This window comes from Serratia inhibens (assembly GCF_003591175.1).
GTDB classification, from domain to species: domain Bacteria; phylum Pseudomonadota; class Gammaproteobacteria; order Enterobacterales; family Enterobacteriaceae; genus Serratia; species Serratia inhibens.
The window spans coordinates 154,162-167,646 of sequence record NZ_QYYG01000010.1; the positions used below are offsets into that span (position 1 = coordinate 154,162).

A 13,485-nucleotide genomic window follows, 5' to 3' on the forward strand; every position below is an offset into this window, starting at 1 on the left:
TTCCGTTTACTCCGCAGTTGCTGAGTTGAGCGCCGTAGCGGCAGAACTGCCGTTCAGTTTCGGGAACCTCGCCACTTCAGCGTTCACCGCTATCCCAGGTTTAAACACTTTCTGCATACCTGCAATCATCACCCGGTCACCCGCCGACAACCCTTTCGTCACAATCCGCATCCCCTCAGCTTCGCGTCCGGGCTCAATATCCCGCCGCTGCGCCCGGCCGTCGTGGTCAACGATATAAACGAATTTACGGTCCTGATCGGTCATAACGGACTTATCGTCAATCAGCATCGCGGTAAACTCGTTACTGGCGGGCATTTTCACCCGCGCAAATAAGCCGGGTGTGAAATCGCTGTCGCGGTTGTCCAGCAACGCACGCATACGTATCGTGCCCGTATCCGGGTTCAGTTGGTTATCCGTAAAGTTAACGATGCCCTGGTGGGTGTAGCCCTGTTCGCCCGTCAGGGCCAGCATCACCGGCAATTGCGTATTCGTCGTCGTAGATGCCGAACGGGCAATTCGTGCCAGTTCCTGGTAATGCAGGAAGGTATCCTCATCGACATCGAAATAGACGTACATATGATCGACGGCAACCAGTGAGGTCAGAACGCTTGCGCTGTCACCAGCCGTGACCAGATTACCTTCGGTCATCAGTGCCCGGCTGGCGCGCCCCTCAATCGGCGCAGTAACACGGGTAAAGTCCAGATTCAACTGGGCCAGTGCAACACTGGACTCGGCCGAGAGTACATCCGCCTGTGCTTGAGAAGCTGCAGAACGGCGCTGTTCCCAGAGTTCGGTAGAAATGACATGAGATGCGATCAATTTGTCAGTACGTGTAGATTCATTGCGCGCCAGCGCTGCCTGGCTGCGTGCATGCGCCAGTTCAGCCTGCGCTTGTCCAAGTGCCGCACGATAGGTGCGATCATCGATAGTGAAAAGCAACTGTCCTTTTTTAACGACCTCACCTTCGGTGTAATTAACTCGAGAAATATATCCTGAAACCCGTGGCCGGAGCTGTACGCTTTGCACCGCCTCAATACGGCCATTAAAGGTATCCCACTGTCGAATCGGTTTAACAATCACATCAGCAATCGTCACTGCCGGTGCTGCTGCCGCAGGTTTGTGCTGCTGGGTGAAATCACATCCAGAAAGCAGTGTAGCCAGCAGCATTATCATCAGCAGTTGCTGAACAGAGCGGCCAGCAGAGACGTTGCCTTGATTTTTACAAATGCTGTGTAGATTTCGCATGATTTTACATCCAGTAAATGAGCGTGTTCTTCAGCTTCAGCTCCCCTGAAAACCACCTACAATGCGGTTTTCAAGGCGAACCAATGGTCATAACGTGCCACAGGGTAGTGATTAACTTAGGCGCACTGAGCAGGGCGTTTTACCGCCAGCGCCACTCCTTCCCCTCCGCCTATACAGAGTGCGGCAATGCCTTTTTGTAGCTGGTTGCGCTGCATATGGTGGATAAGCGTAACTAAAATACGGCAGCCTGATGCCCCTATGGCGTGCCCCAGGGCGATAGCGCCGCCACAAGGATTCACCCGCTCTCCTGGCACACCTGATGAGTGCAGTACCGCTAGAGCCTGGGCAGCAAAGGCTTCATTGGATTCAAGCGCATCGACTTCGCTGGCTTGCCAATGCTGTTTATCAAGGCATTGACGAATAGCTTCAATCGGTGCTGCTCCCATCACATCCGGCGTAATACCTGTGTTGCTGAAACAGCCCAGGCTGGCCAGTACCGGCAACTTAAGCTGCTCCGCTTTTTCCCGGCTACAGAGCAATACAGCGGCGGCACCATCATTCAGAGATGAGGAGTTGCCGGCGGTGACAGTACCGTTCTGCTCAAAAACCGGCTTCAGCCCGGATAATTTCTCAAAACTGGTGTCACGCGGCCCTTCGTCCTGGGAAAAAAACACGCTCTCTTTGCCGCGACGCTGACACTCCACTGCCACGATCTCGTCGTTGAAATAGCCGTTACGCTGTGCCGTTAATGCACGCTGATGTGACAGCAGCGCGTACTCATCTTGTTGAGCACGTGACAAGTTGAACTTGCGCGCGACGTTTTCGGCAGTAACTCCCATATGAATATCGCAATGGGCGTCCCATAAACCATCATGAATCAAGGTATCTTTTAGCTGACCATGGCCCAGCCGCTGGCCGGTACGTGAAGAGGAAAAAATATGGGGTGCCAGTGACATATTCTCTTGACCACCGGCGATAACCATTTCTGCATCACCGCATTGAATAGCCTGCATCGCCAAGTGCACAGCCTTAATACCGGAACCGCACACTTTATTGATAGTCAGCGCATTCGTGGTCACCGGTAATCCAGCGAGCAATGCCGACTGGCGGGCTGGATTCTGTCCGCAGCCTGCGGTGAGTACCTGGCCAATAATCACCTGATCAATCTCTTCTGCCGGAACCTGACTCTGTTGCAGCAACGCCCGGATCACTGCCGCACCCAATGTCGTCGCAGGTTGGCTGGCCAGCGCGCCATGAAAACTCCCCGTTGCCGTTCTTTTTGCTGCGACCACTACCACTTCTTTCATTTTATTTTCCTTGTGATTCAGTATCAGCGTACGCCAGCATCGCAACCGTATGAAAATTCATACAGGCAGAAACTCCAGCGTAAGCGCCATTTGAATAATAATTTCGAGTTACTCTTATCTAATGACTCCCACATTCAGCACGGCAAGCCTATCCAGCTATGGCTGCGCATTACCCTGTGAAATCAACGAAGCGAACGTAACCATTTCACATACCTTTAAATAAATTCATTCACTGGCGATAAAAAAAATCGAACGCATAATCAGTAATCAGAGAGGATAAAGATGGAGCAATCTCACTCCGATAATCATTAATTTTTCCGACTGACCCGACTGGAATAACCCCATTACTGTCTATTCCCAAGAGTGACCTTTTATTATTCACAAGCCCACCCTGAAAATACAAATAACTCCAGTTACAAACCGATAACTGCCCAGTTATTTTTACGTGCGTAGTCGGCAAGCGCCGTTCCATCCCCAATACAGATCGGATTACCTGTGGCCAACATCATTGGAATATCGGAAATATCATCTCCATAGCCGAAACAGTTTTCAGGATCAATATCAGTATTTAGAGTATAAGAGAGCAAAGCTTCTCTTTTTCCTTCGCCGATGGTTTGTGGCACATCGATATCGCCCGTCAGTTTACCTTCATCATCCAGCAACAAACGAGTACAAAGGATTGCATCCACTCCCAGCTGTTCTGCAATCGGCTTTAACAATGGCAACATCGAACCTGATACAAATACCGTCAGATGCCCCAGTCGTTTATGCTCTTGCAGCTTTGCAATAACCGGAGAGAGATAGATATTTTTGTCGGAGAAGGTCTGTACAAACCAGCGCTCCCCAGCGTCATTTAATTCATCAATGCTGATTTGTTTAAATTGTTGGTAATACATGCGATTCAATTCTTGCCGATTGACTCCCTGAGCGATTGCCAGTTTGAATCTTTCATTAAATTCATTATATTCCTGCTGTGCACAACGGCTTTCACACCAGTATTTATAGAAATGAAACATGCTTTTTATTTTAATAAGTGTTTCATCAACATCAAAAAACGCTGCAACAGAGCTCATTATTCACCATAAAATTTATATATCCGAATCGAAAAGAGACAGTTCTTTTATTTTCTCTACAGCATTTTTTCAAGATGTAGTGGTGAACTCACTAAAGCTGGTTGCACGCAACTTAAGGTGGGCATGAATATCCCCGCCTAAACCATGCCGGCCGATCGCCCCCCCATAACACTGCTGAGAGCTCATAAACAGCACCACCACGTTGATAATACGATTACGGTGCTCAGCGACCGGTGGAAAAGGATTAGGTAATTCAGCCCAATACTCGGCATTGCCATCGGCGTCGGTGACGAACACGTTCGGGATTCCCAGCGGCCCAGGACGGCTAGGATCATTCGTTGCCAGGTCCTGTTCACGCAAACTCATTACCGTATAAACGCTATATGGCACCAACCGTCGAAAACGAAAATCAAAACGAGCACTTTTGTTATCATCACTGAGCGTGACAGTTAACTCACCTTCCGCCCTGAGCCAGTCAGCAAGCGTGATGGGCGCTAATTTTCGCCGCCCATCAGCGGCACGGTAATCAGCAATGTAGCCTTCATGCAATGGCAAGCTTGCTCTTACCTCTCTTGCAGCATCTGGATGCTGCTCGGGCGAAAATACCATCGGATAATTGTTTAGAGGTAGAGGCAAAGGCAGTGTATGTAAAACGATATCCCTCAAATACTGTTTCGTAGCCCTGCCGAGTTCCTGCACTATCTGATAGGGTTGCACCTGACCAAACGGTGGCAGCGGGCTGTCTTTATCGACAATTGCCGCCCCCCAACTGATACCTGTTTCGCTTGGAATTTGACCGATCACCACAAAATTGCCATCAGCGTCCATAACTTCAGCAGGGGGGTATAGTGGCCCCTGCGTGGTTACGGCCAGCTGATAACTCTGGCCGCATTTATCAGACATGCATTGCCCCCCGTTCTGCATACGAGTCATTATTTAAAGCATTTAAGATAGCGCTGGCCGTCGCACTCGCCATCTCCGACTCTTTCGCGTTAATGACCTCAGAAGGGTAAACGGTGAAGCTCACAGACATCGATGAGCACAGCAATTTATTTTGCAGAATGCTAACGTTAGCTTTAAACCGCGCCCGGCGCTCATTGATATCCTTTTCCATCAGTTCATAATGAATTGTCGCCGGCAGAGGGAACAAGAAGTTAGAGAAATCTATATTCATATTATTGATAACATAATAGGAACTATTAACTTTATCTCCCATGTAGAACTCTTCGGTCACGGCAATGAATGTCTGTCGACATGCTTCAACCAGAAGCATCCCCTGAACGTGCTGCCCCGTCTGATGATCTGCCATAAGTTCACAGCGCTCATCAATCAGCAGGTGCAGTGAAAAACTGTTCTCAGCCAGCTGACTACATCGGCCAATAAGTGTATTGCTGCTAACGAATTTATGTGAGTATGTGTTTTTTTCAACAGACATCCTTAATCCGCTGAGGTCAATGTTATTATTATGGTGTTTGTTCTTTTCTTGATTTTCAAAAATTTTCTGTAGAAAATCATCACGAATACCTTGCCCCGGGAAAAATTCACTTTTACCATCAATAATATTCGCCGGGATTTGCGTTATCAATTCTAACTGACTGACTGTAACCGCATTTTTACCTTTCGCGAACTCATAAAATTTATCACCTACAACCATCATTTTCTTAGCCATTTTTATTATTCCGTCATGCAATGGTCAATTAAAGTTAACAGCGCGATAGATACGGGTATACAAACCGCCGTCACCGCCAGTAATATAATTATCACCAGCATCCTTGACAATTTTTTGATACCGAGAATTGGTAAATGCCTCAAGATAACTGGCTTTATCACCGTTAAACGCCGAAACAAACATCACCCCTGGATAACCACTAATTAGAGAATGATAGGCACCAAAGCTAATGATTTTGTTTTTATTTTCACGCACCACTTCAAAGATGGTCTCTTCCCGCCATTTTCGATATTTATTATAATTTTCTGGGGGAACCTCAACGTGGCGCAACTGAATAAACTCTGTGGCCGGTAGTTCATCTTTGCTGTCGATAGGGGCTTCAACAAACTTAATCAATTCTCGACGGATATCTCCCGACAGCCAGGTTGAAAAAATAGAGAAGTCAGATTCAAGAGTACTTTCATCACTGCTGATTGAAGCAATACTATTATATGCACGCAGTTCAATAAGCTCATTGGAGCTATCTTCCTCCGACAGATAAAAGTTTTTACTCCCCTGTACTCTAGATGATTTTTTTAGATCGTTGACAGTAACACCATCTTTCAATGAATAGGTGGTAATTAAAATATACTTGGCAGACATAATAAATCTCCTTGAATTAAATTCATTTAAATGACGCTAGAAAATAAAGATTTTATATTACGCGGCAGCGCCTTTTCTTACGAAGCCAGAGAGTTGTCCCTGCCCCAGCAGCACGCCGAAGATAGTAATGACAGCACCAATTAATTGCAGGTTTCCCGGCACATTACCAAAAGCAATTTGGACTAAAATTGCAAATAATGGGACGAAATTAAAGAATATAGAGGTTTTACCCGGACCACGAGTAGAGATACCAATTACCCAGAAGAGATAGGCAAGAACCGATCCTGCAATCCCCATATACAACCCAGCAAGATGGCTACTCACAGAAGCTGAACTGACTGCAGTGAGTGGTTGCTCTTCCATCATGGCAATTGCCCCCAGAATTATGGCACCAAACAGCATGGTCCAGGTTGTAGTTTGCAGCGGTGTTGAATCAGATATCATCGCCCGCGTTCCTACGGTGTAGATAGCCCAACCCAAGCTACCGATAAAAATAATTATATCGCCAGGAGAGAAGATGAATGTTCCTCCCATTAATATTTTTCCGTTGGTAATTACCATTGATACGCCAAACAAGCTGATCAACATACCAATGACTCTGATGAATTGCGGTACACGGCGATTGATAATTGCTTCCAGTATGTTTGCAGAAATTGGTGTAGTAGCCATTATCAGCGCTGCCGTAACCGGGCTGGATGTTTGCAATCCAACAAACAGTGCACCGTTGAAACCGGCTACACCGATCGCCCCGAGAAAAATAAATGCCAGAAGATTTTTTTTCAGCACCTGCAGTGACATACCATTTTTAATCGACATATACAGCAAGATAACAATAACAGCGATCAGAAATCGCTCAGCAGACGCTGTCCAGGGTGGTAATGTCGAAAGAGCTATTTTGGTTGCCTGGAAATTTGATCCCCAGAAAAATGTCGCCAGTAATGTTAATATCACAGCAACTTTCGGTGTCGTTTGCATTTAGTCATTCCCCGTATCATTTTTGTACCAGAGTGGGGCATCCAGACGCATAGAAGAAACACAGCCGGTTGCAGACATATTAAGAGCAAAGCGCACTGCGCTGGCAATATCCTCCGGTGTCAGCATTTTCCTCAGTTGCTCCGTTGGAAACTCACCTTTCTCACCAAGGTGACGACGGAATCCAGTATCCACTTTATCGACCTGCAGAGAGGTAACCCGAATATTTTTTGGAAAAGCCCAAGCACGCAATCCACCGGTATAGCCTTCTACCGCAAACTTAGAGGCAGAGTAAGACAGCAGGTTCGGGTTGTAATCAACTCCCCAGACCGATGAGATATTAATAATATCAGCCCGTTTAGACTGTTGAAGATACGGCAACGTTAGCTGCGTTAGTTGAAACATCCCTTTGACATTAACATCAAAAGTTTCACTCCATTCATCAACATTTGCGGTCAATGGATCACCACCGTAACAAATTCCAGCGACGTTAATTAGCGTATCAAGGTGACCGAAATTTTCTATAATTTGATTAACTGCAACTTTACAGTCATCACTGTTTCTCACATCCAACTTCAGTGTCAGAAGATTTTCTTTTCCAGTTACCAGCTCTGGTTTAACAACGTCGGTAGCAGCAACCCAATGACCATCCTTCAAAAGTTCTTTTACCAAGGTAGCCCCAATACCCCCACTTGCACCGGTAACAAAAATTCGTCTTTCCTGCATCATAATAATACCCTTAATATATTATTAAAAAATCAATTAACCCAAAACACGGAAATGATTATCATCTAAAAATCAATTACCCATTCCTTTGCAATAATAATTACGCAAATCAAAAACCAACTTACCACTGTATATAACCATCAATTATATGCATGCTCAGCAACCGGCATTGGTAAGCGATTGATCTACTTTACCCTGCCTGTTATAGTCAGTTATTTAGCATTAGCAGAGTATTACACTTGCTATAATAATTAATTTAAGGATTAGGACATCACCATCTCGTTCTGTTCCTGCGGTGAGATAGAACATAACATAGAGTTAATTCTTGGGAAGCTGACAAAAATGGGAAGCGAATTTTCATTTATGAAAAATGCAAAGAATCAAAAATTTGTCTGGGATGATATTCGCGTCTTTTTGGCTGTTGCTCATCACGGCACGCTAGGTAACGCGGCGAAGTTACTCGGACTGGGTATCGCCACCATGTCGCGCCGTATTGAGCGGCTGGAGGAATCGCTCGGCCTGCGTCTTTTTGTACACCATCAATCAGGTTATAAGCTGACCGCCGAAGGCGCGGCAATATTGTCGAATGCCGAAGAGATGGAAACAACCGCGATGCAGTTGCTTTGTCGTTGCCGCGAACCAGGGGAAATTGACGGTACAGTGCGTCTTGCGACCTCAGAGATGCTAGCCAGTGAGCTGATTTTACCTGCCCTGCCTGCATTACAAAAAGAACATACGCGGTTGAATCTGGAAATTGTGACCGACAGTAAAGTCGTCAATGTTCATCAGTTTGATGCCGATCTTGCGCTGCGCTTGGTCAAACCTGAACGCGGCAATGTTACGGTCAGGCGTTTAGGAGAGCTGGGTTTTGGGCTCTACAGTAATCAGCACTATATTGATAGTGTCAATTTCACTTCACTGGAAGACCTTTATACCAGAGGACGCTTTATTGGCTGGACGAAATTGCAGTCGCATCTGCCAGCAGCAAAATGGATTTCAGAGAAATTAAATGGTAGACAGCTGGCACTGCAAACCACCTCGCTGGCAACCCAGCTCGCGGCCGTAGCAGCCGGCTCAGGGATCGCCCTGCTACCTCATTTTGTGGCCAATCGCTGCAGACTTATCTGCCTAAATGCCCCCCAGGATATTAAGTATCCTTTATGGTTGGTTATCCATTCCGATCTATCCCATACACCGCGTGTAAGAGCAGTAGCAGACTTCCTCACCATGCTGGTTCATAATAGCCAGGAGAAACTTTCCCAACCGCTTTCCGGCGTAGAAAATCTGCCACGCTCCCATGACACACTGATGTGAAGGAGCCGTAATGGCAGGCCAATGATTAATCTAATCAATTGAATCTGAATAGGAAGATCTCTAAAAGTGAATGATTCGCTTTGCAGGGATGCTTACAATTAATGGGGATCAATTATACGAGTCAATGTCCTTGTACGTTGTTCTTGTGTAAAAGCCAATCTGAATGCACCTCTTCCTTTTTGCCCCCTAAAGCCAGCCAAATCGACCACATACTCATTTGTATTTTCCAGCTTATAACCAACTTTTCCCTCACTAATATCACCGATGGCCTTATTTAGTATTTTCCTGTCTATTGCATTAAGATTTAACTCGTCAAACCTGGCCCTATTTACAATCATAAATCCCCTCTGGCCTCCAGTGCTGGCACTGACATTAGATGAGGGAATCATTCTTTCTGTTGCTTTCTCGGGTTTATGCGATGAAATATTCTTATTTTTCATCACACCAGAACCCTTCAACTCAAATATAGAAGTATCAGTTCTGGCGGAAGATGATGACTCACTTATTGTTTGATTTTTTGCTCGTTCAAGAAGCAAATAACTTGCGTTTATTTTATTCAGTTTTCTACCAACATCAACCCCTTCAATTATAATCCTCTCGGCTTCCTCAGCTTTTTCATATGGCGAAACGTAAGCATAGACACTGTCATTGCACTTTAATATTTTTATAGAAAATCCAGACTTGTTTTTGTATTTACTCTCATATTCTGAAATAATGAATCTTTCAAAAGGTGCCACCAAGCTTTCTGATAAACCTTCATTTGCTATTTTTGATCTCGCATATTCCTTTAACTTATCAATCATTGGGTTGATAGCAACTTCTTCATTTTTAATTCCTTTTGCTCCTTTCATTGCATTTAATATTGAAAGCGCAAATATAATGACCGCAATACCTATTATAGATAACTCCTCAACAGAAAGTCTGCCATCTATATCTCTGAATCGAATAGGATTATTTCTAACCATACGAAAAAGGTTTAACCCGTCAACTGTGCCAGCCGGGTCTGCGCTCAGCCACCTTCCCGAGTACGGCTGGTAGTACCGGTACCCGTAGTAATACAGCCCCGTCGCATCACGCTCCTTGCCCGAGTAACGCGCCGTTTTATAATCCGCCTCAACCCGGCCACGAGCCGTCCACACCGCTGTCCCCCCGTACGGGTAGTATTCCTCCATGCTGATAACATGGCCGTCCTTGTCCACTTCCAACCCGCTGTTGCCTGTCAGTCCATCATAGCTATAACGTACCTGTCCGTTACTGATACCGGGCGGTCTGCCACTCTCCCAGTGCAGTACCCGTACCTGAGCACGCCCCGCATTCCCCACAGTGATAACCTGCAGATTCTCCGCCTCCGCACTCCCGGCGGCTGTCATCCTCAGCTCCAGTCCCGGCAAATACATCGCCCGTTGCACCTGCGTGCTGTTACCTGTTTTTTGTGTACTGACCTTCAGCACACGCTGACTTCCGCTGTCATAACGGTAGCTTTCCCGGTCGTCCGTGTTGCCTTCACGCACCACCGGACTCACCTTCAATAGTTCATTGCGGGTCGTCCAGACCAGCTGTTGCCCCGGTTGCAGTTGCTTCTGCTGCCCTCCCGCCGTAAACAGGGCATCCACTGCTGCCGGTGTGGTGGCCAGGGAGCTCAGCACGCCGCGGTTGCTGCGGTCACTGACGGTGATATCCGTGGTGTAAGTATTGTTCGTGGCCGGGGCATGGTGGCGTATCCGGGTCAGGTTGCCACCGTTATCGTAGGTGTAGGTGCGAGTGTAGTTTGTAAAGGCGGTACTGTCTGTCGGAAGGTGAATAGTAGCGGAAGGTAACCCGCAGCCCTGTTGAGCGGCATTCGCCATCTCGCGTCCGGTGGCGCTGACCAGTTGGTAGAGACTGTCGTAGGTATACATGTTCTCCGGCACCACTTTCTGGTTGCGCCAGAAGCGAGTCTCTTCCGCATCATTCGTGATGCTGAGCACGTTACCCACAGGATCATACTCATAGCGAAGATCCTGCAATACCTTCGCACCGGTGGTATGTCCGGCAGGCCGTTCCACCCGGATGCCGATCAGGCGCTGGGTCTCAGGCTCATATGTATAGGAGGTGACCACGCCGTTACCCTGCACTTCCTGCAGTTTCTGTCCGGCAGCCGACCAGGTGACAGAGCGGATGATGGCCTGTTCCTTGCCCCCCTTCAGGGACAGCCAGCTGCCTGAAAGCTGGCCAGCTACATTGTACGCCATGCGCTGCATATTGCCCGATGCATCGGTGGTGGTCAGCACCGCCCCGGTGGCATCAGAGGCGGTCAGGGTGGTGAAGCTTTCTGTAGTCAGCAGGTCGTTCCAGGCTGATGTATCTGCTCCCAGCCAGTCTGCCACTACGTCCGGGTTATCTGCCCCCTCCAGCAAACGACGGGTGACGTACAGGGGTATACCGGTGAGGCTGATACTATCCGTCTGCTGCAGCCCGGCGGCATCGTAGTGGCTGACGCACTGTCCGGCCAGGTTCTGTGCCTTCTCCGTGTCGCTGTTACCCGCATACACGAAGCGGTCAAGGATACGAGTAATGCCCTCTGCCGTAGTCTCCGTAATACTCAGGGGGCGCCCAGGGAGCGAAGGAGCTTCATACTGCCAGGTACGGGTGATGGCCTTGCAGAGGTCCCAGATACCGTCGCCAGCGTGACTAATGTTAATGATCGACATGAAAGGTCTCCCTGCCGCATCGCCGAAGGCCAGGGTAGCACCGGCATCAGCGCTGTCGGTGTGCAGAACGTTGCCGAAGAGATCTGTCAGGTACCGGAGGTTCATACGGCCAGCCTCGTGCATGCGCGGGTCGGCACTTTGTGCCTGGAAGCCGCGTGCATCATGGCGGTGGCGGGTAATACGTTCCTGTGTGATATCCGGGGAGTCGGGGTGACGGTGATACTCGATGGTGCGTATGCTCAGGCCACGGTTGTCATAGACCCTGACTTCCGGAGTATTGCTGTAAACTGTACTCATAAGCGCTCCTCACACAGAGTATGAACTGGCGTATATTTACACAGACTTCAAATAAACATACTGTTATCAAGCCCAGAGTTTTGTATCAGATGCAACCAAGTCAAAATGAGACAGGATGTGATTAAAAATTTACATTGCCGTATAAAATATAACGTCACTCTAATTTTAAAGCAAAAACACCACCGTTAAGCGTGGATACATGATGCGTCGCATTAATCGCATCCAGAAGCCCCATGATGTCACTCAAATTAAAAAAACACATAACCAACTGAAATCCAAAAAACAGCACAAAATAAAAATATCCATCTATATATATACATCATCTACCCTGGTGTTTTTGCAACACAGAAACCGCTTGGTTAACAAAAAAATAAATTGAAAATGTCAAAAATGATTTTTATTAATAATATCCACGCGGTCATATTAAAACTCACATAACGCGCTGCGGCATATACCATAGCCAAATTTTTTCTGTCTGCGCGCGTTTATAAATCCATTTATTGGTAATGTTAACTCTGTAATCTTCAACTTTGGATAGATAAGGATCGGCCGGTGTTTTTTCGTTCCAACCGTAGCCAATGATACAAATCCAGATTATTTCTCAGACCTATCTTGAGCATGGCGCTGCGCTTATGCGTACTCACTGACTTAGCGCTGATTTTCAACAAACGCGCGACTGCATTCGACGAACCGACCATTGAAAAATATCGTAACACCTGATATTCACGTGAGGTCAATCGATTTCGACGACAGCAACAACCATACTTCTGGTTTGTTTCTTGCGATTTCTTGTTCGCCGCTATAAGAGCATCATAAACCCGTGGTATCACTACGTTCAGCGACTCATTCCTGTATACATTCCCCCCATTTCGCAGACACCCATCACGATCCTGCCATTGCAAGGTGTCTGGCTTGGCCACTGAATCATATATGAAAAAAAACAGTGGATTATATGAAAGTTCACTTTGCATTCTTGAACAGTAAAACGACGGCCGACCCACGATAATATGCTGGAATATTATATCGGCATGTCCCATTGATGGCCCACTGACAAAGTTAACCAGCAACCCCTTCTTCCTAAAATGCTCCAACACCCCCAGGCGCAATCCATCCAAAAAAAAACGATTGGTGTCGACAATAGCCACCGTGACAACCTTTTTTATTATATTCAAAACCAAACTCCAAACAGATAAATAATTGTTCTTTTGGAACATCACCACCAAAAAAAATAGACAGGTAAAAAACTATTCAACCTCGACAGCGCGCCTTACAAATAAATTGCCAATCAAGTTTATCTTTAATAAGTTAATTATATATTTCACCATAATAAAATCAAGAAATATCGGACAATTCCCACGCACAACTCTCAATAAAAATAATTATAAACCCCCACCGATAAAATCAAAAATTAACGCATTAAATATTGATTGGTATGGATTATTTAATTAAATCTCATATTCCAATCTTTAATTAAATAACAATAATGACTTTTACCATCGCCAAAAAGTGTATACCACTCGGGCGAGCCCGCAAGATAGAACATGATATCA

At 46.6% G+C, this 13,485-nt stretch carries 11 protein-coding genes; 1 reads left to right on the forward strand and 10 read right to left on the reverse strand.

Annotated features, from left to right (window positions below):
- Positions 1-6: 6 nt before the first annotated feature.
- From D4100_RS22895 to D4100_RS22930, 8 genes are all read right to left on the reverse strand, one after another.
- Positions 7-1,173, reverse strand: coding sequence for an efflux RND transporter periplasmic adaptor subunit (locus D4100_RS22895; RefSeq protein ID WP_244941703.1), 1,167 nt, complete (start codon positions 1,171-1,173; stop codon positions 7-9).
- Positions 1,174-1,361: 188 nt separating this feature from the next.
- Positions 1,362-2,552, reverse strand: a complete 1,191-nt coding sequence (locus D4100_RS22900; RefSeq protein WP_119805335.1) for an acetyl-CoA C-acetyltransferase — start codon at positions 2,550-2,552, stop codon at positions 1,362-1,364.
- 413 nt (positions 2,553-2,965) lie between these two features.
- Positions 2,966-3,625, reverse strand: a complete 660-nt coding sequence (locus D4100_RS22905; protein WP_065506563.1) for an HAD family hydrolase — start codon at positions 3,623-3,625, stop codon at positions 2,966-2,968.
- 69 nt (positions 3,626-3,694) lie between these two features.
- Positions 3,695-4,528 carry a hypothetical protein gene (locus D4100_RS22910; protein ID WP_065506564.1) on the reverse strand — a complete coding sequence of 278 codons (834 nt, stop codon included), beginning with the start codon at positions 4,526-4,528 and terminating at the stop codon, positions 3,695-3,697.
- A complete protein-coding gene (locus D4100_RS22915; RefSeq protein ID WP_119805336.1) occupies positions 4,521-5,294 on the reverse strand; it encodes an AfsA-related hotdog domain-containing protein in 774 nt (257 codons plus the stop codon). Before D4100_RS22915 ends, D4100_RS22910 begins: the two co-directional genes overlap by 8 nt.
- 24 nt (positions 5,295-5,318) lie before the next feature.
- Positions 5,319-5,936: a hypothetical protein gene (locus tag D4100_RS22920; RefSeq protein ID WP_119805337.1), complete on the reverse strand. Its 618-nt coding sequence runs from the start codon at positions 5,934-5,936 to the stop codon at positions 5,319-5,321.
- A 57-nt stretch (positions 5,937-5,993) separates the two neighbouring features.
- Positions 5,994-6,911, reverse strand: a complete 918-nt coding sequence (locus tag D4100_RS22925; RefSeq protein ID WP_065506567.1) for a DMT family transporter — start codon at positions 6,909-6,911, stop codon at positions 5,994-5,996.
- Positions 6,912-7,637, reverse strand: a complete 726-nt coding sequence (locus D4100_RS22930; protein WP_193395135.1) for an SDR family oxidoreductase — start codon at positions 7,635-7,637, stop codon at positions 6,912-6,914.
- A gap of 339 nt (positions 7,638-7,976) precedes the next feature.
- Between D4100_RS22930 and D4100_RS22935 the strand changes: the two genes are divergently transcribed.
- On the forward strand, positions 7,977-8,948 hold the full coding sequence (locus D4100_RS22935) for a LysR family transcriptional regulator (protein ID WP_237141082.1): 972 nt from the start codon (positions 7,977-7,979) through the stop codon (positions 8,946-8,948).
- Between the two features lie 98 nt (positions 8,949-9,046).
- Here D4100_RS22935 and D4100_RS22940 read toward each other — a convergent pair whose 3' ends face one another.
- Together D4100_RS22940 and D4100_RS26095 are read right to left on the reverse strand one after the other, a co-directional pair.
- On the reverse strand, positions 9,047-11,935 hold the full coding sequence (locus D4100_RS22940; protein WP_119805338.1) for an RHS repeat domain-containing protein: 2,889 nt from the start codon (positions 11,933-11,935) through the stop codon (positions 9,047-9,049).
- Between the two features lie 524 nt (positions 11,936-12,459).
- Positions 12,460-13,149: a helix-turn-helix domain-containing protein gene (locus tag D4100_RS26095; protein WP_119805339.1), complete on the reverse strand. Its 690-nt coding sequence runs from the start codon at positions 13,147-13,149 to the stop codon at positions 12,460-12,462.
- Between the last annotated feature and the right edge of the window lie 336 nt (positions 13,150-13,485).

Coding starts and splice junctions, on each gene's coding strand:
- D4100_RS22935 (WP_237141082.1), top strand. CDS start 7,977: ATGGGAAGCGAATTTTCATTTATGAAAAATGCAAAGAATCAAAAATTT.
- D4100_RS22900 (WP_119805335.1), bottom strand. CDS start 2,552: ATGAAAGAAGTGGTAGTGGTCGCAGCAAAAAGAACGGCAACGGGGAGT.
- D4100_RS22910 (WP_065506564.1), bottom strand. CDS start 4,528: ATGTCTGATAAATGCGGCCAGAGTTATCAGCTGGCCGTAACCACGCAG.
- D4100_RS22925 (WP_065506567.1), bottom strand. CDS start 6,911: ATGCAAACGACACCGAAAGTTGCTGTGATATTAACATTACTGGCGACA.
- D4100_RS22930 (WP_193395135.1), bottom strand. CDS start 7,637: ATGATGCAGGAAAGACGAATTTTTGTTACCGGTGCAAGTGGGGGTATT.
- D4100_RS22895 (WP_244941703.1), bottom strand. CDS start 1,173: ATGATAATGCTGCTGGCTACACTGCTTTCTGGATGTGATTTCACCCAG.
- D4100_RS26095 (WP_119805339.1), bottom strand. CDS start 13,149: ATGTTCCAAAAGAACAATTATTTATCTGTTTGGAGTTTGGTTTTGAAT.
- D4100_RS22915 (WP_119805336.1), bottom strand. CDS start 5,294: ATGGCTAAGAAAATGATGGTTGTAGGTGATAAATTTTATGAGTTCGCG.
- D4100_RS22905 (WP_065506563.1), bottom strand. CDS start 3,625: ATGAGCTCTGTTGCAGCGTTTTTTGATGTTGATGAAACACTTATTAAA.
- D4100_RS22940 (WP_119805338.1), bottom strand. CDS start 11,935: ATGAGTACAGTTTACAGCAATACTCCGGAAGTCAGGGTCTATGACAAC.
- D4100_RS22920 (WP_119805337.1), bottom strand. CDS start 5,936: ATGTCTGCCAAGTATATTTTAATTACCACCTATTCATTGAAAGATGGT.